Origin of the sequence: Bacillus sp. SN32 (assembly GCF_002837495.1) — a bacterium.
GTDB classification, from domain to species: Bacteria; Bacillota; Bacilli; order Bacillales; family Bacillaceae; genus Bacillus; species Bacillus subtilis.
Genome location: NZ_PJCT01000001.1, coordinates 1224106 through 1246338 on the forward strand (window position 1 = coordinate 1224106; position 22233 = coordinate 1246338).

General features: G+C 43.1%; 27 protein-coding genes and 1 riboswitch. Of the genes, 10 read left to right on the forward strand and 17 right to left on the reverse strand.

The window, feature by feature from the left end:
• The first annotated feature begins 156 nt into the window (after positions 1-156).
• The 4 genes from metA to cspD all read left to right on the forward strand — a co-directional run bounded on the left by metA (position 157) and on the right by cspD (position 2884).
• Positions 157-1062 (forward strand): homoserine O-acetyltransferase MetA, encoded by a 906-nt coding sequence (gene metA, locus CW370_RS06155; RefSeq protein WP_024572336.1) that lies wholly within the window; start codon positions 157-159, stop codon positions 1060-1062.
• Between the two features lie 230 nt (positions 1063-1292).
• Complete coding sequence (locus CW370_RS06160; protein ID WP_003246153.1) at positions 1293-2441, forward strand: diglucosyl diacylglycerol synthase; 1149 nt, start codon at positions 1293-1295, stop codon at positions 2439-2441.
• Between the two features lie 80 nt (positions 2442-2521).
• A complete protein-coding gene (locus tag CW370_RS21210) occupies positions 2522-2668 on the forward strand; it encodes a hypothetical protein (protein WP_123373170.1) in 147 nt (48 codons plus the stop codon).
• 15 nt (positions 2669-2683) lie between these two features.
• Positions 2684-2884 (forward strand): cold-shock protein CspD, encoded by a 201-nt coding sequence (gene cspD, locus CW370_RS06165; RefSeq protein WP_003230776.1) that lies wholly within the window; start codon positions 2684-2686, stop codon positions 2882-2884.
• A 51-nt stretch (positions 2885-2935) separates the two neighbouring features.
• Here the strand turns inward: cspD and degR are convergent, their stop codons facing one another.
• Complete coding sequence (gene degR / locus CW370_RS06170) at positions 2936-3118, reverse strand: transcriptional regulator DegR (RefSeq protein WP_003230774.1); 183 nt, start codon at positions 3116-3118, stop codon at positions 2936-2938.
• 155 nt (positions 3119-3273) lie between these two features.
• Here degR and CW370_RS06175 point away from each other — a divergent pair, with 155 nt between their 5' ends.
• Positions 3274-3543 carry a DUF2564 family protein gene (locus CW370_RS06175; protein WP_004398863.1) on the forward strand — a complete coding sequence of 90 codons (270 nt, stop codon included), beginning with the start codon at positions 3274-3276 and terminating at the stop codon, positions 3541-3543.
• A gap of 27 nt (positions 3544-3570) precedes the next feature.
• Here the strand turns inward: CW370_RS06175 and CW370_RS06180 are convergent, their stop codons facing one another.
• Positions 3571-3753, reverse strand: coding sequence for a zinc-finger domain-containing protein (locus CW370_RS06180; protein ID WP_004399003.1), 183 nt, complete (start codon positions 3751-3753; stop codon positions 3571-3573).
• Positions 3746-4426, reverse strand: coding sequence for a ribonuclease H family protein (locus CW370_RS06185; RefSeq protein WP_014477138.1), 681 nt, complete (start codon positions 4424-4426; stop codon positions 3746-3748). The genes CW370_RS06180 and CW370_RS06185 overlap by 8 nt, the downstream gene beginning before the upstream one ends.
• Before the next feature lie 82 nt (positions 4427-4508).
• Here CW370_RS06185 and CW370_RS06190 point away from each other — a divergent pair, with 82 nt between their 5' ends.
• Genes CW370_RS06190 through sspL form a run of 3 tightly spaced genes read left to right on the forward strand, consistent with a single transcriptional unit; the run spans position 4509 to position 5766 of the window.
• The gene (locus CW370_RS06190; protein WP_024572337.1) at positions 4509-5198 is read left to right on the forward strand and encodes a queuosine precursor transporter; all 690 of its coding nucleotides are present in this window, start codon (positions 4509-4511) and stop codon (positions 5196-5198) included.
• Entirely contained in the window at positions 5198-5596 is a 399-nt protein-coding gene (locus tag CW370_RS06195) for a reverse transcriptase-like protein (RefSeq protein WP_024572338.1), read from the forward strand. Before CW370_RS06190 ends, CW370_RS06195 begins: the two co-directional genes overlap by 1 nt.
• A 41-nt stretch (positions 5597-5637) precedes the next feature.
• Entirely contained in the window at positions 5638-5766 is a 129-nt protein-coding gene (sspL, locus tag CW370_RS06200) for a small, acid-soluble spore protein L (RefSeq protein ID WP_003218255.1), read from the forward strand.
• Between the two features lie 7 nt (positions 5767-5773).
• Here sspL and exnP read toward each other — a convergent pair whose 3' ends face one another.
• The 14 genes from exnP to kdgR all read right to left on the reverse strand — a co-directional run bounded on the left by exnP (position 5774) and on the right by kdgR (position 20409).
• The gene (gene exnP, locus CW370_RS06205; protein WP_024572339.1) at positions 5774-6664 is read right to left on the reverse strand and encodes a 5'-3' exonuclease ExnP; all 891 of its coding nucleotides are present in this window, start codon (positions 6662-6664) and stop codon (positions 5774-5776) included.
• Between the two features lie 100 nt (positions 6665-6764).
• Complete coding sequence (locus CW370_RS06210) at positions 6765-6911, reverse strand: hypothetical protein (RefSeq protein ID WP_080262618.1); 147 nt, start codon at positions 6909-6911, stop codon at positions 6765-6767.
• A gap of 74 nt (positions 6912-6985) precedes the next feature.
• On the reverse strand, positions 6986-7243 hold the full coding sequence (locus CW370_RS06215) for a YpbS family protein (RefSeq protein ID WP_003230757.1): 258 nt from the start codon (positions 7241-7243) through the stop codon (positions 6986-6988).
• A 64-nt stretch (positions 7244-7307) separates the two neighbouring features.
• Positions 7308-10889 carry a dynamin GTPase gene (dynA, locus tag CW370_RS06220; RefSeq protein WP_024572340.1) on the reverse strand — a complete coding sequence of 1194 codons (3582 nt, stop codon included), beginning with the start codon at positions 10887-10889 and terminating at the stop codon, positions 7308-7310.
• Positions 10890-11064: 175 nt separating this feature from the next.
• Positions 11065-11154 (reverse strand): Fur-regulated basic protein FbpC, encoded by a 90-nt coding sequence (gene fbpC, locus CW370_RS06225; protein WP_100069434.1) that lies wholly within the window; start codon positions 11152-11154, stop codon positions 11065-11067.
• Between the two features lie 70 nt (positions 11155-11224).
• Positions 11225-11731: an alkylpyrone methyltransferase gene (bpsB, locus tag CW370_RS06230; RefSeq protein ID WP_024572341.1), complete on the reverse strand. Its 507-nt coding sequence runs from the start codon at positions 11729-11731 to the stop codon at positions 11225-11227.
• Positions 11732-11734: 3 nt separating this feature from the next.
• Positions 11735-12832: a type III polyketide synthase BpsA gene (gene bpsA, locus CW370_RS06235; RefSeq protein WP_024572342.1), complete on the reverse strand. Its 1098-nt coding sequence runs from the start codon at positions 12830-12832 to the stop codon at positions 11735-11737.
• 72 nt (positions 12833-12904) lie between these two features.
• Complete coding sequence (gene pbuX, locus CW370_RS06240; RefSeq protein ID WP_029945979.1) at positions 12905-14221, reverse strand: xanthine permease PbuX; 1317 nt, start codon at positions 14219-14221, stop codon at positions 12905-12907.
• Positions 14218-14802 carry a xanthine phosphoribosyltransferase gene (gene xpt / locus CW370_RS06245; RefSeq protein ID WP_024572344.1) on the reverse strand — a complete coding sequence of 195 codons (585 nt, stop codon included), beginning with the start codon at positions 14800-14802 and terminating at the stop codon, positions 14218-14220. Before xpt ends, pbuX begins: the two co-directional genes overlap by 4 nt.
• Positions 14803-14891: 89 nt before the next feature.
• Positions 14892-14991, reverse strand: a riboswitch (purine riboswitch).
• A gap of 140 nt (positions 14992-15131) precedes the next feature.
• A complete protein-coding gene (gene ypwA, locus CW370_RS06250; protein WP_017696980.1) occupies positions 15132-16637 on the reverse strand; it encodes a carboxypeptidase in 1506 nt (501 codons plus the stop codon).
• Between the two features lie 111 nt (positions 16638-16748).
• Entirely contained in the window at positions 16749-17741 is a 993-nt protein-coding gene (gene kdgT, locus CW370_RS06255) for a 2-keto-3-deoxygluconate transporter (protein WP_029945980.1), read from the reverse strand.
• A gap of 44 nt (positions 17742-17785) precedes the next feature.
• Positions 17786-18376, reverse strand: coding sequence for a bifunctional 4-hydroxy-2-oxoglutarate aldolase/2-dehydro-3-deoxy-phosphogluconate aldolase (eda, locus tag CW370_RS06260; RefSeq protein ID WP_014480094.1), 591 nt, complete (start codon positions 18374-18376; stop codon positions 17786-17788).
• 1 nt (position 18377) lies between these two features.
• Positions 18378-19352: a 2-dehydro-3-deoxygluconokinase gene (kdgK, locus tag CW370_RS06265; RefSeq protein WP_015251846.1), complete on the reverse strand. Its 975-nt coding sequence runs from the start codon at positions 19350-19352 to the stop codon at positions 18378-18380.
• Between the two features lie 37 nt (positions 19353-19389).
• Positions 19390-20409, reverse strand: a complete 1020-nt coding sequence (gene kdgR, locus CW370_RS06270; protein WP_015383935.1) for a pectin utilization transcriptional regulator KdgR — start codon at positions 20407-20409, stop codon at positions 19390-19392.
• A 221-nt stretch (positions 20410-20630) separates the two neighbouring features.
• On the opposite strand from kdgR, the gene kduI reads away from it, so the two are divergent.
• Together kduI and kduD are read left to right on the forward strand one after the other, a co-directional pair.
• Complete coding sequence (gene kduI, locus CW370_RS06275; protein WP_029945981.1) at positions 20631-21458, forward strand: 5-dehydro-4-deoxy-D-glucuronate isomerase; 828 nt, start codon at positions 20631-20633, stop codon at positions 21456-21458.
• A gap of 1 nt (position 21459) precedes the next feature.
• Positions 21460-22224: a 2-dehydro-3-deoxy-D-gluconate 5-dehydrogenase KduD gene (gene kduD, locus CW370_RS06280; protein ID WP_024573410.1), complete on the forward strand. Its 765-nt coding sequence runs from the start codon at positions 21460-21462 to the stop codon at positions 22222-22224.
• Positions 22225-22233 lie beyond the last annotated feature (9 nt).

Consider the following 22233-nt stretch of genomic DNA (forward strand, 5'->3'; position numbering starts at 1 on the left):
GAAAATCATTTTACTGTGAAACCAAAAGGCGTGTCAGTGCGTTTTATTTAAAGAGTTTTCTGTTGTTTCCCCCTCAACACGCATAGATAGATTGAAAATTGGCGTGAAAATTCCTATAATGAAGAAAATTAACGGGGAAATAATGGAGGTGGCACGTTGCCTATTAATATACCAACACACCTGCCGGCAAAACAGGTGCTTGAAAGTGAACAGATATTTGTAATGGATGAAAGCAGAGCATTTCATCAGGATATCCGGCCGCAAAAAATTATTATATTAAATTTGATGCCGAAAAAAATCCAAACAGAGACTCAGCTTCTCAGATTGCTTGGAAATTCGCCTTTACAGGTTCATTTCACATTTTTAATCCCAAGCACACACACGCCGAAAAATACTGCGAGAGAACACCTTGACGAATTTTACACGACTTTTTCCAATATCCGTCACAAGAGGTTTGACGGCATGATTATCACCGGTGCGCCGATCGAGCATTTGGCGTTTGAAGAGGTTTCATATTGGGAAGAGCTCAAGGAAATCATGGAGTGGAGCAAAACAAATGTCACTTCAACCTTGCATATTTGCTGGGGTGCTCAAGCAGGTTTGTATTACCATTACGGTGTGGAAAAAATTCAAATGCCGAAAAAAATCTTCGGTGTGTTCGAACATACCGTTCTTTCAAAACACGAAAGATTGGTAAGAGGTTTTGACGAGCTATACTACGTGCCGCATTCCCGGCATACAGATATAAATATGGAACAGCTTCAAGCAGTGCCCGAGTTAAACATTCTTACCGCATCAAAGGAAGCCGGGGTTTGCTTAATTGTGTCTAAAGACGAAAAACAAGTCTTTTTGACAGGGCACCCTGAATATGATACAAATACGCTTCTTCAAGAGTATGAAAGAGATTTGGAACGAAACCTTTCTACTGTCGAGGCACCTAAACATTATTTTGCAAAAGGCAGCAACGAGCCAGTGAATCGCTGGAAAGCGCATGCCACATTATTGTTTATGAATTGGCTGAATTATTACGTTTACCAGGAAACTCCTTATGAATGGGACTAATTTTTCTTTTTTTAGTGATACGCTGAGCAAAAAATATGATAAAATACATCTGATTCAGTCTGCGTATAACAAAAATTTAAAATACTGGAATCCAAATCATTTAAAATTAGCTTAACTTTTTCACTGCATTAATAATTCGATTATGTATTTGTGTTATGTTTATGTATAGACAATAACTCCTTACGATGCATGAAGCTTGCTTGTTGTTGATTACATTGAGGTGAATTTACTTGAATACCAATAAAAGAGTATTAATTTTGACTGCAAATTACGGAAATGGACATGTGCAGGTAGCCAAAACACTATATGAACAATGTGTACGGCTCGGCTTTCAGCATGTAACAGTTTCTAATTTGTACCAAGAGTCAAATCCGATTGTTTCAGAGGTAACTCAATACCTTTATTTAAAAAGCTTCTCAATCGGGAAACAGTTTTATCGTTTGTTTTATTACGGAGTTGACAAAATCTATAATAAACGTAAATTCAATATTTACTTTAAAATGGGTAATAAAAGATTGGGCGAACTTGTCGATGAACATCAGCCCGATATTATTATTAATACATTTCCGATGATCGTCGTGCCTGAATACAGACGCCGAACTGGAAGAGTCATTCCTACCTTCAACGTTATGACTGATTTTTGTCTTCATAAAATTTGGGTTCACGAAAACGTGGATAAATATTATGTGGCGACAGATTACGTGAAGGAAAAACTGCTGGAGATCGGCACTCATCCAAGCAACGTAAAAATCACAGGAATTCCAATCAGGCCGCAATTTGAAGAATCCATGCCGGTTGGCCCGATATATAAAAAGTACAATCTTTCACCAAACAAAAAAGTGCTTCTGATCATGGCAGGTGCTCACGGTGTATTAAAGAACGTAAAAGAGCTGTGCGAAAACCTTGTCAAAGATGACCAAGTGCAAGTGGTTGTCGTGTGCGGGAAAAATACGGCTTTAAAAGAATCTTTGAGTGCGCTTGAGGCGGAAAATGGTGACAAATTAAAAGTTCTGGGCTATGTGGAGCGCATTGATGAGCTATTCCGAATCACAGATTGCATGATTACCAAGCCCGGCGGCATTACTTTGACAGAAGCCACAGCCATTGGAGTGCCTGTCATTCTGTACAAACCCGTGCCTGGACAGGAAAAAGAAAATGCAAACTTCTTTGAAGACCGCGGAGCTGCCATCGTTGTGAACCGTCATGAAGAGATTCTCGAGTCAGTCACTTCCCTTCTTGCAGATGAAGATACCTTGCATCGCATGAAGAAAAACATTAAGGACCTTCATTTAGCAAACTCCTCTGAAGTGATTTTAGAGGATATCCTGAAGGAATCAGAAATGATGACTGCCAAACAAAAAGCCAAAGTGCTATCGTAATGGCGTACTTGAGAGCATACGAAAATCGTGTGCTCTTTTTATTTATATTCAGCCATTAATAAAAGCGGTTACATTTTTTTATGAAACTTGCCCTTCTTTTGAAAAATAAGCCGTTTCGAAACTTGACGGGTGCTCCCAGATGGTGTATAGTTGAACCATCATTTAACAATGAATCAAAGTTAGATGATGACAAAATTTTTTTTAGCACATGGGTGCTACAGTACTAGGAGGAATTAAGCAATATGCAAAACGGTAAAGTAAAATGGTTCAACAACGAAAAAGGATTCGGCTTCATTGAAGTTGAAGGCGGAGACGATGTATTTGTTCACTTCACAGCTATCGAAGGAGATGGATACAAATCATTAGAAGAAGGACAAGAAGTTTCTTTTGAAATTGTCGAAGGTAATCGTGGACCTCAAGCTTCTAATGTTGTAAAACTCTAAACTCAATACATGATGATGAGATGACAAATAGAGGAGAGGCATTCGCCTCTCCTATTTGATTTTCATCTGGATTTCAATCGCCAAAATGTTTTGTTTACACCTCTGTTCAATCTCTTCAACATACTTTTCCATTGATGGTTTTCCTTTTTTCGCGATATCCGCCAGTTCTTCTAAATCACTGTATATTTCTATAAATGTTTTGTGAAGGATCAACTTCAAGTCTTTATCATCCATAGCTGCGTTCCCCTTCTCTATCAAGATACCTCAAATAGTAAAACGGTCCTATTTATTCTGGTTCAATAGTTATATCGGCTTATTTTTATTTTCTTTTCTATTTTGGTACATAAATTTCAAAAAAACTCTGCAAAATAATGGCGGAGGTGTTTTTTGTGACTTCAGAATTTCATAATGAGGATCAGACTGGCTTTACGGATAAGCGGCAGCTGGAACTAGCGGTGGAAACAGCGCAGAAAACAACAGGCGCCGCGACGAGAGGCCAAAGCAAAACATTAGTCGACTCTGCATACCAAGCCATTGAGGATGCTAGAGAACTGTCACAATCTGAAGAGCTGGCAGCTCTCGATGATCCTGAATTTGTAAAGCAGCAACAGCAGCTGCTAGATGACAGCGAGCATCAGCTGGATGAATTCAAAGAATAAAAACCGCAGCTTCTGCGGTTTTTATTTTTAGTGATTGGTTAAGACATCTCCGTATTGTTTCAGCTTTTCACCAACCGTACATTTATTGATACAAAATGAATGCGCATAAGTTTTGCCAAATTCTTTGCGAAACTGCTTCTTAATAAAACAGTCCTTGCAATATTCATCGTGCAGTTCTGTCAGTTCTTTAAAGATCATTTTCTTATCCAATATCGTCATCTCCGTTACGGTCTAATTTCGTGTGGCTTTCTACGAATTGATGGGATAGAATTTTTTTAGCGAGGCCGTCAGCTTCCTGATTGTCTTTTCGTTGTATTGTTTCGTAGGTTGGAGTAAGCTTCAGCGATTCAAGGAGTGCTTCTATTTTGTCCAGCCATTCATTATGAGATGGATCATAACAAGGCCAGCTGCCGTCAAGCTGATTCAGCACAACAAGCGAGTCCCCTTTGATTGTAATTGAATTTCTGCTTGCCCCAAGCTCTCTTACTTCTCTTATTGCTTCATAAAGCGCTGCGTATTCAGCTTCATTATTGGTTTTCAGCCGGAAGCTTTTATTTTTTCTCAAGCGATGCCGGGTTCCTCCCAGTGAATAATAGATGACGATCCCGAGACCGGCCAGTTCGCTCTCCTTATCGAAACTGCCGTCAAAATAAACAGTAATGTCATCAGGCTCTTGAGCAAGCTCCTCTGTCAGCTTTTCCAATTCCTTCAGCGTCCAGCTGCCGCCTTTCTCGTCTTCGAACTCTAGCTCTTTCATGTATGGAAAACGTCCAAGTTCTCTGGCGAGCATACGTGCCTGCTGTGCTGTCAGCCAGTCTTCGCTAAAAAATGAGACGGATCCTGTTCCTTTTGCTTCTATTTTCAAATGCGGTCTGAGCTTCATTACAATCACCTTACCATTCATTAGTTGCCGGGCATATGCTATAATCAAACCAATCTTACCCCGGAAAGGAAGCTTTTTCATCTTGTTTAATAATTCGTTTTGGATCTTTTTTGCGATCATTCATTTTATCATTGTTCTTTTATTTTATAAAGGATTTGGCAAAATGGGACTGTTTGTTTGGATCGGTTTTGCGACAGTCTGCGCCAACCTCCAAGTCGTCAAAACAGTCGAACTGTTTGGCTTAACAGCGACACTCGGGAATGTGATGTATGGCACAATCTTTTTTGCGACAGATGTGCTGAATGAAAAATACGGACCAGCTGAAGCCAGAAAAGCGGTATGGCTCGGATTCTCAACGCTCCTGACGCTGACATTTGTCATGCAGGGCGTGCTGCTTTTCGAACCGGCTTCCAGCGACATATCACAAACAGCGCTGGAAACGATTTTCGGATTCCTTCCGCGAGTTGCGTTAGGAAGTCTGCTTGCCTTTATCTTCAGCCAAACGCTGGATGTTTATGTATATTCGGCAATTAGAAGGATATTTCCTTCTGATCGGCTTTTATGGCTCAGAAACGGCGGCAGTACAGCAGTCAGCCAGTTGTTTGATACATTCATATTCACTGCAGTCGCCTTTCTCGGCATTTATCCGGCAGGCGTGTGGCTTCATATTTTTATTTCTACATATTTGATTAAGTTTGCGGTATCTTTAATTTCATTGCCTTATGCCTATGCAGCCAAAAAAATGATACCTAATGATGAAAGGAGTTTATAATGCCTACAGAAATATATGTAGACGGCGCAAGCGCCGGTAATCCAGGGCCTTCCGGTATCGGCATTTTTATCAAACATGAGGGAAAAGCAGAATCCTTCTCTATTCCAATCGGAGTGCATACAAACCAAGAAGCGGAATTTCTTGCATTAATTGAAGGGATGAAGCTATGTGCAACGCGCGGGTATCAATCGGTTTCCTTTCGAACCGATTCAGATATTGTGGAACGCGCCACTGAGCTTGAAATGGTTAAAAATAAAACGTTTCAACCGTTCGTAGAAGAAATCACCCGATTAAAAGCGGCATTCCCTCTTTTTTTCATCAAATGGATACCGGGCAAGCAAAACCAAAAAGCCGATCTTCTGGCAAAAGAAGCGATTCGGCTGAATGAAAAGAATTAAATCTTGATCATTGGTTCATCCTAATGGCGAGGTGAACTAACATGAAAAAGAAAGATAAAGGCCGGCTGACCGGCGGTGTTACTCCGCAAGGCGACCTGGAAGGCAATACACATAATGACCCTAAAACAGAGCTTGAGGAGAGAGCAAAAAAAAGCAATACAAAACGCTAGAGAAGATCTAAACGATCTCTCTAGCGTTCAGCTTTTCAAGCATACGCTCAATTCCTTTGATTTGGTGGCGGCGAAGCATGTCAGCCGCCTGCTCCATTTGCAAAGTAAATAAAGCGTCTTTCAGTGTGCAGGCCAGCGGCACTGAGCAATGAATTTCCGCAAGCTTCCTCGACATCTCCAAATCGCTTAAACCTTGCTGAATTTTTCCCTGCTGTCCTTTTGGAAGAAGAGAAAGATTTTCCAATAAATGGTCGATCGTTTCGTATTCACGGATCAGTTTGTAGGCTGTTTTTTCTCCAATCCCTTTGACTCCGGGATAGTTATCACTGGAATCTCCCATAAGCGCTTTAATATCAATCAAAGCCTTCGGCATTACGCCTGTTTCTTCATAAAAAGTCTCTTTTGTATAGACTTTATAATTTCCGATTCCTTTTTGAAGCAAAGCAACGCTTACTTTATCCGTTAACAGCTGAAGTAAATCTCTGTCCCCTGTTACGACCGTAATGTCCGCTTCATTCGCAAATAAATCGGCAAGAGTACCGATACAGTCATCCGCTTCATAGCCGGCAAAGCCAATATTCATGATTCCAAGCTCTGCGGCTGCTTCCTTTGCCAAATCAAACTGCGGAATCAGCTCCACAGGCGGCGCGCTGCGGTTGGCCTTATAATCTTGGAACAAGTCATTTCGGTACGTTTTGCTCCCCATGTCCCAGCAGCAGACGACGTGTGTCGGCTGGAATGTTTCCACAGCTGTAATCAAATGCTTTAAAAAGCCGTTGACGCCGTTCGTCGGCACCCCGCTGTCATTTATCATAAAGTTGCGATGTACGGCCGTGGCAAAAAAGGCCCGGAATAAAAGAGCCATGCCGTCAACCAGCAATAGTTTATTATTATTCATCAAATAACTCCCTTTTCTTTCATTCCTTCTATTTTATCATAAAGCAGCCCAAAAATAAAAAACAGTATCTCTTTAATTAGAGATACTGTTTGGATATTTATCAATCGTTGTGTCTTTTGTTGCTGGCGATCAGCTTTTCAGCTTCGCGTCCTGCGTAAGAGTCAAAATGGGTTTGAAATCCGTTTTTCTTTTTGACATTGTTATTCGCCTGTGCATTTCTGTTTCCGAGCTTTGTTCTGCCCAACATGAATCCCCCCTTACGTCGGATGCATATAGTATATGCTTCCGGCAGGAGGTTCACTCGCGACAGGATCATCCAGCTTACATGCGGCTTACGTATTCTCTGACCATTTCTTTTGATACAAGCCGTCTTGTCGGGACGATGCCTTTTTTAGCGAGCTGATTCATTTGCTCGGTAATTTCATTAATTGCATCTGTAGTATAAGGCTCATCGTTTCTGCATTTAGCAACAGCTTCTTCAATCGCCAATTCACGCATATTTTCAAGACGCATAAATGCTTTGATATGCTCGTGCTGTTTTGATGAATGTGCTGAAATTGCTTTATGTACCTCTGACATTAATCGTTCATCTCGCTTTTTTCTATTTAGTCTATCATGACTTGAAATACAAGCCAACTGAATTTTACATTTTTATTGTATTGTCTGAATTTTTCCAGGAGATGCACGCCTGATACGCCATTTCAATCTCTTTCGCATGTTCCCCTTCCGCATATCCTCTTAAATATGTCTCTTTTTGATCCGTTATTTGCGCGATTGCTTTTTCACCCATATCTTCCTGTAAGCGTCTGAGGTGAGCAGTGTAATGAGATATCAGGCTTTCTTCTTCATTTTTTATCCATGCCTCTGTGATTTTCGTAAGTTTCATCCGTACAGCTTCGATAAAGGCCGCTTTTCCTTTCTGCTCAAAAAACTGCTTCGGTGATCTGATCTCTTTTAGTTCCTGCTCAAAAGCACGTTCTTCTATTTCCGGTTCAACTTCCTTCAACTGTATGCCGTTCGAATGCTGATCACCCGCATAAACGGAAAAATAACCGTCCTCGTTTAATGTTTTTTGAAAATGATCCAGCCATTCTTCATTGATATGCCGTTCGATGAAACCGCTCATGCGAACATCAAGCGTTTTGATTTCCTGAATATATTCAAATTGATATTCATGTAAGGCTGTTGTCATCGCCTTACTGACGTTCTTTTTCCAATCCCCGTTTTGCAGCCCGGGATGAAATGCCGATTTTAATAAATCATTTGCAAAATATGATAATCGCTGTGTAATGTGATAAAGCTGCTCTCTTGTATCTTTTTTTACTTTCTCAATGATGGTTTCTGAGTTCCGCCGTTTCTCGATATCGGCCGCTGCCTGCTCAAATGACAGCATAAGGCGCTGTTTCTGCGCTTCCTTCTCTTCTCGGGACTGATGCTGGGATTGGTGAAGCTGAAAAACGGTTTCGCATAGTTTGTCTGCCTCCGAACTGAGCTGCGCTGCTGACGCTTTTTTTACATCCACTTCGATAAACCGGTCTAAATGTTTTCTTACTTTCGAGAACTGATTGTAAAATGACTCCGGTTTTCCCACCAGTTCCTCCTTACTTGATACGGTAAAGAGCTGCGGCTCATAAACCCCTTCTTTTACAAGCTCTGCGCTGACATAATCGGTCACTGTTTCGAGCTCTGTTTTATCTTTTGCAAGGTCTGCAGCATTAATAATAAAAAACATTTTATCCATGCTGAGCGATTCTTTCACAAGTCCAAGCTTTCGCAAAAATGAACGGTCTCCTTTTGAAAAAGAGTGCTGATAATAAGTCATATAAAAAAATGCATCAGCATCTTTGATATATTGGAATGCCAGTTCTGTATGCCGTTTATTCATGCTGCTCGCGCCGGGTGTATCAACGATCGTAATCCCTTTTTCAGTTAGCGGGCATGTATAGTAGACCGTTACCTCTTTCACAGCACAGGCCGTTGTTTCCTCTGCTACATACGGCTTTAATTCAGAGAGCGGAATCGTTAATTTCTTCTGTTCCTGTATATACTGCTGATACTTCTCGTATGCAAGCAGGAAATTGCTGATCAATTTCACGTGTTCTTCCTGCAGCCTGTTTTTTTTGACTGCCTTTTCCCACTTCTCTGTGAAGGAACGGCCTGCCGGTTCCTTTGGTATTCCGGTGAGCTGCAAAATTTCAGCCGTTATGTCATCCTCTGTCTTAAACACTACATCCGCTGTTTTGTTTAAGTTGCCATTGATTGGCTTTGTGATCTTGTTAATTGTCGCTGTGGTTGGCGTTGGTGAGGATGGCAGCACTCTTTCGCCGACAAGCGCATTGGCAAATGATGATTTCCCCGAGCTAAAGCCTCCAAAAAGAGCGAGTGTAAATTTCCGTTCCTCAAGCCTTTTCACCCTTTCACGAAACGCTGAAGTTTGCTTTAACAACATGCTGCATTCGCCTAAAAGGTCAGACAAAGTGTAAAAGCGTTTGATTTGGTCTTGAAGCGGCATTTCTTGTTCCATTTTGATTTCTGATTTCGGCATCGGCTGCGCCGTCAGCTGGCTTCGGCCTTGTTTCTGCTCTGGAGCCGCCACTCTTGTTTTCTTCGATTTAAACCATTCTGTGTCTATATGCATTGGGCATGCGGACTCTTCTTCCCAAATGGCCCACAGGCGATCGGTTTTCTCTCGGGCATTATTCTCTAAACGCGCCTGTTCTTGAAGAAAGACAAGTTTTTCTGATTCTTGGACGAGCCGGTCGTTAATTGTTTGCACATCTTTGGAAACACGCTCTTTCACCATAGCGGAGAGCACCTTTATGATGTCTGCGGCTTCTCTTTTCGCCTCTTTCCGGATGAGCTCTGCCAAGTCTTTTGTATATTGCAATACATATTCAGAGGAAAAGGCTGCACCATGCTTGACCGCGCGTTCAATGATGCTTATATCAAGCGGTGTGCGATAGGCCTGAATCAGCTTTTCACTTTCAGCGGTATAGACATCAAATACCTTGGCGAGTTTATGAAGCGTGTCTATCATATGCCAATCCGCTTCGGCCTCTGTTCGTTTTGCCACATCAGAGAAAAAAGCATTCCGCCTTTTATCTCTTTCCTGTGCAGTTTTCGCTTTAGAAAAGAAAAAGCCGGTTTTAAAAGAAGGCTCTTGTGATTCTAAAAATGCAGCTGCCAATTCACGCATTTCAAAAGGCGTCAGGTTTGCGTTTTTTAAAATACGATTGATTTCTTCCTGCATCCTCTTCTCTGCCTCAGTCGTTTGTTTTTCGGCCTCATTCAATTGATCACGCAGCGATTGGACCAGTCCAATTTGGATATTAAGCTGTTCAGCGAAACTCGGAGCACCTGTTTCGTCTTTCTTCAGCATTTCCGTATGTTCCTTTAGCAGATTACGGACTTTTTGTTCCGTTAAAGCCTGCATATTGCTTTTTGATTGCTGTTCTATTCTTCTTAACTCTTCTCTCAGGGCCCCCATCTGATTGAACGGGTGATCCGGTTCTGTTACTGATGTAAAATAGAGCGCTTCCCTTGAAATCCCTTCATTGCAAAGCATCTCCTCTACCTGCGCTTGATAGTCTCCAAATTTCGTCTCCGTCTCATCATGGCGGTCAATTTGATTGACGATAAAATACACATTCGGAATGCTTTCTTTTATTGATCTGAGAAACTTTACATTTTCCTCAGAGTGCACGTGATTATAGTGAACGACGTAAAACAGCGCATCCGCTTGGTGAAGAATAGAAGCAGCCGATAGAAAATGAGCATCATCTGTTGAATCTATCCCTGGAGTATCAATATACGCAACCCCGGAATCGATCTCAGTATACCTGTCAAAAATTTCGACGCTTTCAATCTCTTCCCCGTCTTTACAATATTGCTGCACCTTGTCTTTCTGGTAAGTCCCTTCCAGCTCAGCACACGCTCCGTCTGTTGTATGAAGCCGAACTCGCTTTTCCCCGTTTCTGATCACAACAAGGTTAGCGCTTGTCGGAATCGGGCTTGTCGGCAAAATATTCTCCATTAACAGGCAGTTCAGCAGTGACGATTTTCCCGCTGAATAATGCCCGGTAAACGCGATATAAACCTCTTCATCAGCCGCTTTTTTCATGACCGCAGCCAGTTTAGCAGCCCTTTGTTCATCTTGATTCTCAATAAATTGCTTATAAATTTCCCCAGTTTTTTGCAAAAGCTCTTTTCTGTTTTGATCTGTCATAAGTCTGAACCCCTTTGTGCCATTTCAATTGTGAACCTTTTTCGAAAGATCTGAAATCATTCCCTTTTCATTTTACACAAGAATAAACCAAATTTCTTTAGGAGAATAGAAAAAAGCCGCCATTACGGCAGCTTCTATAAAAGAAAATCTGCAACTTTTACAAGTTCCAGATTCATCAAACAGATTTATTAGAGATTCCTTTTAATACAAAACCAATTAATACACTATATGTACAAACCGCTCCAAGCAAAAACAGCATTGTCATTTGCTTCACCATCCTGATTGAGAATCTTTTTCAAATTCATTTTAACATGGTTGAGAATGATTTTCAATCGCTATTTTACGCTGTATTCCTGTAATGCTTTGTCTTCTGCGCGAATTCTGACGCTTAACAACACGGCATTGAAAATGGAAAACAGACACATGGTGACGTATGCTTGATAAAGCAGCGGAATCAGCAAAATTTCAAGTATAACAACGGCATAGTTTGGATGTTTCATCCATTTATATGGACCTTTTTTTACAAGCTCTACACCTGGAACAACAAGGATTTTCGTATTCCAATATGCCCCTAAGGAACAAAGCGCCCAATACCGTACGATCTGTACGCTTAAAATCACTGCAGCGATACCGAGCCACCAGTTGGACGGCTGTTTATTCATCAGCAGCACCTCGGCAATTAAGGACAGGAAAAAAAGGATATGCATCGTAATGATATACGGATAGTGGCTCTCGCCAAATTCAATTGCTCCTTGCTTCTTTACCTTTTGTTCGTTTTGCCTGGCCACTGCCATTTCTGCTGCTCTTTGAACAATGAGAATGGCGATCAACAACCAAAACATGAGTCAAGCCCCCTTTTCCCAGCTGAATAACAGCAACTCTGATGAGAAACCCGGCCCTAATGCGCCAATCATTCCTCGTTCAGCTTCCTTTTTATGTCCGTTCTGCAGATGGTCTTTGATCACATACAAGATTGTAGCTGAAGACATATTTCCGTGCTTTTGCAAAATGCTTTGCGCAGATGAAAGCTTTTCTGACGATAGCCCGAGACTTTTGATGTATGCATCGATCACTTTTTTTCCGCCTGGATGCGCCAAAAAAACACTGATATCATGGAATGACAGCTTATGTTTGTCCAAAAAAATCTGTACATTTGTTTTGAGCCATTTTTCCACCAAGGTCGGAATGTCTCGTGAGAAAATGACTTTGAATCCTTGATCGGTAAAGTCCCAGCCCATGACATCTTCTGATTGTTTCATCAAAACAGATTGGGCGTCCATTATCTTCGGCGCAAGTTGCAGCTTTGACATCCTGCGGTCCGCCTTCTCTCCGCATAATAAAGCTGCGGCAATGCCGTCACCAAAAAGCGAGGTGCCGATCAGATTGCTTTTTGTTTTATCTTCCGGCTGGAATGTCAGGCTGCACAGCTCGGCAGCAATGACAAGCACAAAAGCCTTAGGATACGCTTTGCAGTATTCGGCTGCACGCGCAAGTCCGCTGGCTCCTCCTGCACAGCCAAGCCCCCAAATCGGAATCCGCTTCGTATATGGAGAAAACGGAAGTTCATTCATAAGCCGCGCCTCGATACTCGGTGTGGAAAGGCCTGTGCTGGAGACGAAAAAAACAGCTTCCACTTTCTCATAAGGAATGGCTTCTTGAAAAAATTCCGGATGAGAGAGGCACTCACGAACAGCCGCTCTGCTGTGTTTAAGTGTTTCTTCTATGTATATTTGATTTTTTTCTTCAAAGCTGTGCCCCTCTTTATACCATTCAATCGGCTTAACAAACTGTCTCGAATGGATTTGCCCGTTTTTAAAGGAGGATAACAGCCGGTCAATATCCTTAAAAGAATGCTGAAACATATAGCGGGCGAACTCGGCCGCTTTCTCTTGGTTTACATTATACGCAGGAAGACTTGTTCCAATGGATAAAATAAACGCCATGCGATCACCTCTTTGCATACATTGTGCCGCAACAATCTTTTTTATATGCAAAAAAACTCCGCCGCGGCGGAGTTAGACTGCTGTTTTTTGTTCAGTGAGGTCAGCTTCTTGTTCTGATTTTTTAGCTTTAGAAAAAACGTTATATACAATATTTAAGACGACTGCAGTAAAGCTGCCCGCCACAATGCCATTCGTTGTAAGCAGCGTTAAGGCACTCGGAAGCTGTTTGAAAATATCCGGCACAACGGTCACACCGAGCCCCAATCCCACTGAGCAGGCAACAATCAGCAGATTTTCCTGTTTCGCAAAATCAATGCGGCTGAGCATTTTAATTCCGTAAGCAATCACCATTCCAAACATCGCCACCATTGCACCGCCCAAAACAGCGGATGGAATAATGGTCGTGAAAGCAGCGATCTTTGGAAACAGCCCAAATGCCATTAGGATCACACCTGTGACCACAATGACGGTATTTTTTTTGATCCCTGTGAGCTGAACAAGCCCGACATTTTGAGAGAATGCCGTGTAAGGAAAAGCGTTAAAAATACCGCCCAGAAGCACAGCCAGTCCTTCAGCTCGATAGCCTTTAGACAGATCTTTCTCTGTCAAACGGCGGTTTGTCAGGTCACCTAAAGCAAAGTAAACACCAGTTGACTCCACAAGGCTGACAATTGCAACGATGGACATCGTAATGATAGGCGCTGCGTGAAAAGACGGCGCTCCGAAGTAAAATGGCTGAATCATTTGAACAACTGCCGCGTCCGAAACATTATCAAATTGAACTTTTCCCATAAAATATGCGATGAAGGTGCCAATCAAAATACCGATCAAAATCGAGACGGACTTGATAAAGCCTTTTGTAAAACGGTATAGAAGCACAATGATACTCAACACGGTAAAAGCAAGAGCAAGATTGGAGAGATCTCCGAAATCTGCACTTCCTTCTCCGCCGGCCATGTTATTCATGGCAACCGGCATCAGTGTAATACCGATAATCGTAACAACAGAGCCTGTCACGACCGGCGGAAAAAACGATACGAGCTTTCCAAAGAAAAATGAAATAAGAATGACAAGAATGCCTGAAGCGATAATGCTGCCGTAAACAGTTGAAACCCCATATTCAGATCCAATCGCTATCATCGGCGATACAGCTGTAAAGGTACAGCCAAGCACTACCGGAAGCCCGATCCCAAAAAATCGGTTGCTCCACACTTGCAGAAGTGTAGCCACACCGCACATAAAAATATCAATTGATACTAAATAAGTCAGCTGCTCGACGGTCAGTCCCATTGCTTTTCCGACAATCAGAGGAACAACAATGGCGCCGGCATACATGGCAAGAACATGCTGAATCCCTAAAGACAGCGTTTTGCCGAATCCATTTCTCATGAATGAACCTCCTGTACGAAGGACACTTTTCCTTCTTCTAAAGACTGAATTCTTGCCAAAGATTCCACTCGATAGCCCAGTTTCACAAGTTCATCTCTTCCCGGCTGAAATGACTTTTCAATAACAATGCCAATTCCCGCAATAGAAGCTCCCGCTTGCTTCACAATCGACACAAGCCCGTGCGCTGCCTGTCCATTTGCCAAAAAATCATCGATAATCAGCACATGATCCTGATCCGACAGATGGGTCCCAGACACTGCGATTTGGCTTTCTGTTTGCTTCGTAAAGGAATAAACAGACGCTGTCAGCAAGTTGTCGGTGAGTGTTAACGATTGATGCTTTCTCGCGAAGACAACTGGCACACCCAGCTTCAAGCCCGTCATTACAGCGGGAGCGATACCTGATGATTCGATTGTCACAATTTTGGTAATACCGTCTTTTGCAAACCTGGACGCAAATTCGTCACCAATTCTCTGCATAAGCAGCGGATCAATTTGGTGATTCAAAAAAGAATCCACTTTCAATACCTGATCAGATAATACGATGCCTTCTTCCTCTATTTTCCGTTTCAGTGCTTCCATCCTGTCTACCTCCGTTATGAGAATAAAAAAAGCATTGCCCGCTCAAATAAAGAGCAAGCAATGCTGATATCACAAAAAACCGTACACGTGCGGTTCCATTGCTCACCCATAGTCGGACATTTACGGTGCCCGGTAGAAACTTGCGTGCCATATCCACGCGATTATATGAGTGTTCCTATTATATTGTAATAAATTATATCAAGATTCTAATCTCTTGCATAGACTGAAAATAAAAATTCCCGAACTTTAATTTTGTTTTTTTAGATATCATTCGTATTTCAAGGGGATTCGATATAAAAGAGCCTGACGACGCGCCGCCAGGCTTTTGATTATGACAGATAGAGATTTGAATATTTGTTTGATAAATAATCAATTAAATAGCGAACATTCAGCTCTTCTCCTGTTGCATCTTTAATAATGTCTAACGGCTTTTTCCGTTTTCCGTGAATGTGCACCTTTTCCGTCAGCCATTGCTTTATCGGATGGAACTCTCCTCTTTCCAAGAGAGCGTCAAATTCAGGGAGATCCTCAAGCATTTTTTGTTTCAGCTGAGCCGCATACATGTAGCCGAGCGCATAGGATGGGAAGTAGCCGAAATCTCCACCTGCCCAATGGACGTCCTGTAAAATCCCCTCTGCGTCGGTCTGCGGTGTAATCCCTAAATAATCCTGGTATTTTTGATTCCAAAGCGACGGCAGATCTTCCACAGACACTTCATTGCTAAAAATCGCTTTTTCAATTTCATAACGGATGATGATATGAAGAGGATACGTTAATTCATCCGCTTCGACCCTGATAAATGAAGGTTTTGATTCATTGATTGCCCGGACAAAATCATCCAGGGAGATGTCCTTGAACTGTTCAGGTGATGCTTCTTGAATCTTCTGATAGTACGGTGTCCAAAAATGCTTGTTGCGGCCGATAAAATTCTCGTAAAATAATGATTGCGATTCATGAATTCCCATTGATGCGCCGTCTGACAAATTCGTGCCACTGAGTGCTTCATCAATATTTTGCTCGTATATCGCGTGCCCGCACTCATGAATGGTGCCAAAGATCGCCGTCCGGAAATCTTTTTCATCATATCTCGTCGTGACCCGAACGTCTCCCCGATTCAGCGTAGTTGCAAACGGATGAACGGTTTCATCAAGTCTTCCGCCATCAAAATCGTAGCCAAGCTCCTGTAAAAAATACAGACTGAGCTCTTTTTGCTTTTCTTTCGGGAACGCTTTTGTAAGAAAGCTTGTATCTGGTTTATTTCCGGAAGCTGTCACCTGTTTAACAAGAGGGATAATCGCTTCCTTCAGCTCAGTAAACAGCTGATCAAGCACCTTTACCGTGACGCCGGGCTCAAACAAATCAAGCAATGCATCATAAGGATGCTCTTGATATCCCCAATACGTAATAAAACGTTTATTGAATTCAATCAGCTGTTCTAAATAAGGAGAAAACAAGCTGAAATCAGATTTTCCTTTCGCTTCCTCCCACGCTGTTTCTGCCTTTGAACACAGAATCACGTATTCTTTGTATTCAGCCTCAGGGATTTTCTTATTCTCTTCATACTCTTTTTTCGCCAGTTCCACTGCTTTTTTCGTATCTTCCGACAAGTCATCAAATCGTTCATACAGGACATCGATAAGCTCCTTCATTCGATCTGATGTTTGGATATTGAATATATCTGTTGAAAGCTGGCCGATGCTTTCGGCACGATCCTCTGAGCCGTTTTTCGGCGCTCCTGTTCTGGAGTCCCAGTGCATTAACGCAACTGCTTCGCTGTAATGTGAGATTCTTTTTAAAAGATCAAAAAATTCTTTTTCATATGTATGTATCTCCATATCCATTCCCTCCCTATTCTAGCCGTTCCATTACAGGCTAATGGAAGGGGGTATGAAAGTCAAATTGTTTGTATAAAAGGCTGCCGGTATGTTTTGCGGCAGCCTTTTTATTCAGTTGATCGTCATTTGATTTTTTGGTGGAGGTGTTCTCCGCTTTTTCTGCTTGATTTTTTTATCCACCCACACTGTTGCCAGCGGGGTTAAGAGCGAGGTGACAATAACGCTTGTCGCGATAATTGCAGTTGCCGACTCAGCAACTGGCGCAAATGAGGCATTCGCTTCCGCTAATGCGTATGGCACGGCTACAGCCGCCCCTGCCGTAGAAGAAGCGGCCACACCCGCGACACCGTCTCCCCGCGCGACAAAACGATCAAGTAAAAACAAGGAACTGCCCGATAAAATGACGACAGAAACTCCGATAAAAATGCCGAGCAGCCCTGATTGGATCAGCATTCCAAAATTCAAGGTATTGCCGAGCGAAAAGGCGAAAAATGGAATGATCGCCGGCACAACCTTGCTGAATAAGTCTCTGAGATCGTGATCCAGATTTCCAAGTATACATCCAAGTAAAAACGGGATGACTGTCGCTGCCAGCGTTTCCCATGGGAATGCGGCAAGTCCCGTCACACCAAACGTCACCATGGTCATAAAAGGACCAGATTCTGTACTGATAAAGGCGAAAGCGCCCGCATCCTCTTTTCTTCCCATGTGATTCATGAGCGCCAAATATAGTCCGCCGTTCGTTTCATTCATTACCGCGACAATTGCTAAAACAGAAAGGCCTGCAAAAAAGCCGGATTGTATGCCATCGTCTGGTATAAATTGCGCTGCGATCACGCCGAGTAGCGCCGCAAATCCGATCTTTCCCAATAATAACGTGATTCCTTTTCTTGCGATATAGCCTGAAGAACGAAAATCAATCGTTGCTCCTACGCAAAAGATAAAAACACCCAGTATCGGCAGCGTTCCGGTAATCAAAGCACCCGTAAACCCTCCAAAGAACTCCGCTGTTCCAGGCGCAAACGTGTTGAGCGCCGCTCCAAGAAATAGCGGAATAATCATCATTCCGCCAGGTACCCGTTCAATTGTCGCCTTGATTTTCATATTGTGGATTCTCCCATCCTCCGGTTATGAAAAAACAATTCCGCTTACACTTGGAAAACAGCCTGCAAATCCTCTTTTGAACAGCTGCCCAGCTGGCTGCCGACTCCGACGGCGCCAGCTCCGGCTCTAAGCCAATCCGGCACTTCAGACGGATGTATCCCGCCTGTCGGAATAAAGGTCACCTGCGGGAAAGGACCCGCTAAATTTTTCATAAACGGGATGCCAAACACACCGCTTGGGAACAGCTTTAATGTCGTAAAACCGAATGTCAGCGCTTCCATAATTTCGCTCGGAGTCAAGACGCCGGGGATATAATGTGTCTTTACAAAAGATAGATGTTCAGCAAGATCAGCTGAAAAACCCGGACTGACAATAAACTGCGCGCCAGCCTCAGCAGCTTCCCCAGCTTGCTGCGCGGTGATGACAGTGCCCGCGCCAATTAAAATATCTTCCCTATTACGGAAGGATTCGATAATATCTGATGCCCCGGGGGTCGTATACGTCACTTCAACTGCACGAATCCCTTTATCTAACAAACTCTCAATCTGCTGACAGGCCTCCTGCGTATCCTTTGAACGAATGACTGCAATCAGCTTTGCTTCTTTCAGACGGTTTTCAACTACTTTGGACTCCATATTAATAATCCCCTTTCTTTTGGTGAACCGTTCTTTGAGCAGATAAAAAAGAAGCTAATTTCTCCCTGGTCGGCAAACCGTCCATATCCCCCGGTGCCTGCACTTGCAAAGCGCCAATCGCATTTCCCCTTTGCACCGCATCCTTGTACGACAAACCGTCTAGGATACCGCTGATTACACCGACTGCAAATCCGTCTCCGGCGCCGACCGTATCAACCACCCGGTCGACCCGGCAGCCTTCTAGAAATCCTTCACTTGTCCCCGTTTTAAAGTAAGCGCCTTCTTTTCCGAGTTTAATAGCGACAAAGCTGGCACCTTTTTTCAAATAATAGTCGGCAATGCCTTCAGGTGTTTTTTCTCCGGTCAATAGCTCTCCCTCTGCGATACCCGGGAAAAACCAGTCTGCAAGCCCAGCCAGATCGTTGATTGTGTGTACCATTGTTGCTTGATCAGGCCAAAGCGAAGGTCTTACATTAGGGTCGAATGAAATGGTTTTCCCTGCGTTTCTCATGTCGTTCATGACATGGTACGTGAAGTCTTTCATCTCGGCTGATAAGGCAGGCGGAATACCTGTCACATGCAAATGGCCTGCGCATTGAAAATAATCTCTCGGATATTCAGCAGAAGTTAATGTGCTTGCAGCTGAGTTTTTCCTATAGTAGGTAACTTGCGGGTCGCCTTCTTTCACTTTTGACTTAAGCAGCAGCCCGGTGGGATTTTCGTCCTGCGAGCGGATCACGCGGGACACATCCACTCCCTCTTTTTTAAGCTCTTGTAAAATAAACGTTCCGAGCTGATCATTGCCGACCTTGCTCATCCATCCCATTCGGAATCCGAGTCTGGCAAGGCCGCAGGCGACATTGCTTTCTGCTCCGGCAAGCCCTTTAGAAAAAGTGGATACTTCATGAAGGCCTCCATACTCATTTGCGTAAAACATGGCCATTGATTCCCCGAATGTCACCGCATCAAGCTTCATCTCTTCCCAACCTCCTCTTAGTTGAGGGCACCTAGGATTAAAGTGACTTTCTCATGATGACTTTTGCCTCTAATTCAATGGTTTGAGGCGCTCCTTTGTCACCTTCAATCCTTTTTAATACACGTTCCATCGCCGTCCTGCCCATATCATGTGACGGCTGGGCGATCGTTGTAATGCCTGGACCGATCAGTTTGTACCACTCCGTATCATCGAATCCTGCAATCCCTATATCTTGAGGGATGCGCAGGCCAAGCTCTTCCATACAGCTGATGATTTTCAGCATAATCAAGCCATTCAAAGCCAGAATCGCTTTTTTTTGCTCCGGCATTTCCTTGTGAAAAGAACGAAGCGCCGCCTTAAGCTGCTCCTTGTCTTTTACGTCAATTTCATGCAATCTGACAAGCCCGTTCACATTTTGAACCGAAGCCATTTCCTGATACACAGCTGCTCTTTCTGCACGAGGGCTGATAGAGGAAATCGGTTCGGTAAACAGCGCGACATCAGTATACCCTTTGCTGTACACCTTCTGAAGAATCTCTTTTGTGATCCATCTGTTGTCAGTCGTTACGGTATCCAGTTTCAGATCCGGCAGTTTCCGGTCAATTAAGATTGTTGGAATTTGCTGTTCAGCAAAAGCGCGCAGTACATCCTTGTTTTCCCCTGTTGCGTTTAAAATCAGGCCCTCAACCGAATGGGCTTCTAGCTTTAAGAGCATTTCCCGCTCTTTTTCAGGACTGTTATCTGTGTTGCACACCATAATGCTGTATCCATATTGATCACAAACCTCTTCGACTCCCCTGAAAGCAGCGACCGAAAAAGGATTTGTAATGTCAGCCACAACAAATCCGATTAACTTGCTTTTTTTTATTTTCAAACCTTGTGCCATTTTACTCGGCCGATAATTCAATTCTGCGATTGCCTTTTTAATGTTTTTCACTTTTTCAGGAGAAATCGCGTCAATTTTTCCGTTAATATAGCGGGAAACTGTCGATTTCGAAACTCCTGCACATTCAGCTACGTCTTTGATGGTTGTATGGCCTGTTGTTTTCTTTTTCATTCAAGTGCTCCTGTATCTCATATATTTGAAACCGATTTCAAAACCGTTACAACAAAAGAATACCATAATTTTAAAATTCGGGAAGAGTTTTTTTAATAATGTGTCAATTCATTATTTTTTCGTTGACTCTTTTCACTATTTATCCTAAAATTTTCTTTGAAACCGTTACCAAAATATTTTCATTCAAGTGATGCTGAAATCCTAACCAAGGGGGAAATATAATGGAAAATCGTTATTCTGTACATCCTGAACAAGTAAAACGCTTTACAACAGAGGAGCTTCGCAGTCATTTCTTAATGGATTCTTTATTTACAGAAAACAAACTTACGATGTATTACTCACATGAAGACCGGGTTGTCATCGGCGGAGCGGCTCCAGGGCAAAGTGAACTGAAGCTTGATGCAGGTGATTTTCTAAAAACAGACTTCTTTTTGGAACGGCGTGAAATCGGGATTATTAATGTCGGCCAGCCTGGTGCCGTTAGAGTCGGCGATGATGAATATGTGCTTCAAACAAAGGATTTTCTCTATATTGGAATGGGCAATCAGGATGTATCGTTTTCAAGCCTGAACGGGGAAAAAGCGAAGTTTTACTTCGTCTCCGCTTGCGCCCACAAAAGCTATCCGACACAAAAAGCCGCCCTACCTGAACTGACACCGGACCGCCTTGGTGATGATGCAGCATCTAATGTCAGAAGTCTGTACAAAGTCATTCATCAGGATGGCATTAAAAGCTGTCAGCTGATGATGGGAATAACGATGTTAGATCAAAACAACAACTGGAATACCATGCCAGCACACGTTCATGACCGTCGGATGGAGGCTTATCTTTATCTGGATCTTGAAAAGGACTCAAAGGTATTTCATTTCATGGGCCAGCCGGATGAAACACGCCATCTTGTTGTTGGAAATGAGCATGCTGTCCTTTCTCCCGCCTGGTCTATTCATTCTGGCGCAGGAACATCAAACTATAGCTTTGTGTGGGCGATGGCTGGAGAAAATTACACATTTACGGACATGGATCTCGTTCCGATGGATGGGCTGAAATAAGATGGGTTATCTACATGACGCCTTTTCATTAGAAGGAAAAACAGCGCTGGTGACAGGCCCGGGAACAGGGATCGGTCAAGGAATAGCCAAAGCCCTAGCCGGGGCTGGCGCTGATATTATCGGCACATCACATACAAGCAGTCTGTCTGAAACACAGCAGCTTGTGGAACAGGAAGGCCGGATATTTACATCTTTTACATTGGACATGAGCAAGCCGGAAGCGATAAAGGATTCTGCAGCTGAGCTGTTTGAAAACAGGCAGATCGACATCCTTGTCAATAATGCCGGCATTATTCATCGGGAAAAAGCGGAAGATTTTCCAGAAGAGAACTGGCAGCACGTACTGAATGTCAATCTAAACAGCCTGTTTATTCTGACACAGCTTGCTGGCAGGCACATGCTGAAAAGAGGTCATGGAAAGATTATTAATATTGCCTCTCTCCTGTCTTTTCAAGGCGGCATCCTCGTTCCGGCTTACACCGCGAGCAAACACGCTGTTGCCGGTTTGACAAAATCATTTGCAAATGAGTGGGCAGCGTCAGGTATTCAGGTCAACGCAATCGCCCCAGGCTATATTTCTACTGCGAATACAAAGCCTATTCGGGATGACGAAAAGCGAAATGAGGACATTTTAAAGAGAATTCCTGCCGGCCGCTGGGGCCAAGCGGATGATATCGGGGGGACTGCAGTCTTTTTGGCATCACGTGCTTCAGATTATGTAAATGGACATATTTTAGCAGTTGATGGCGGCTGGCTATCCCGCTGACAAATAAAA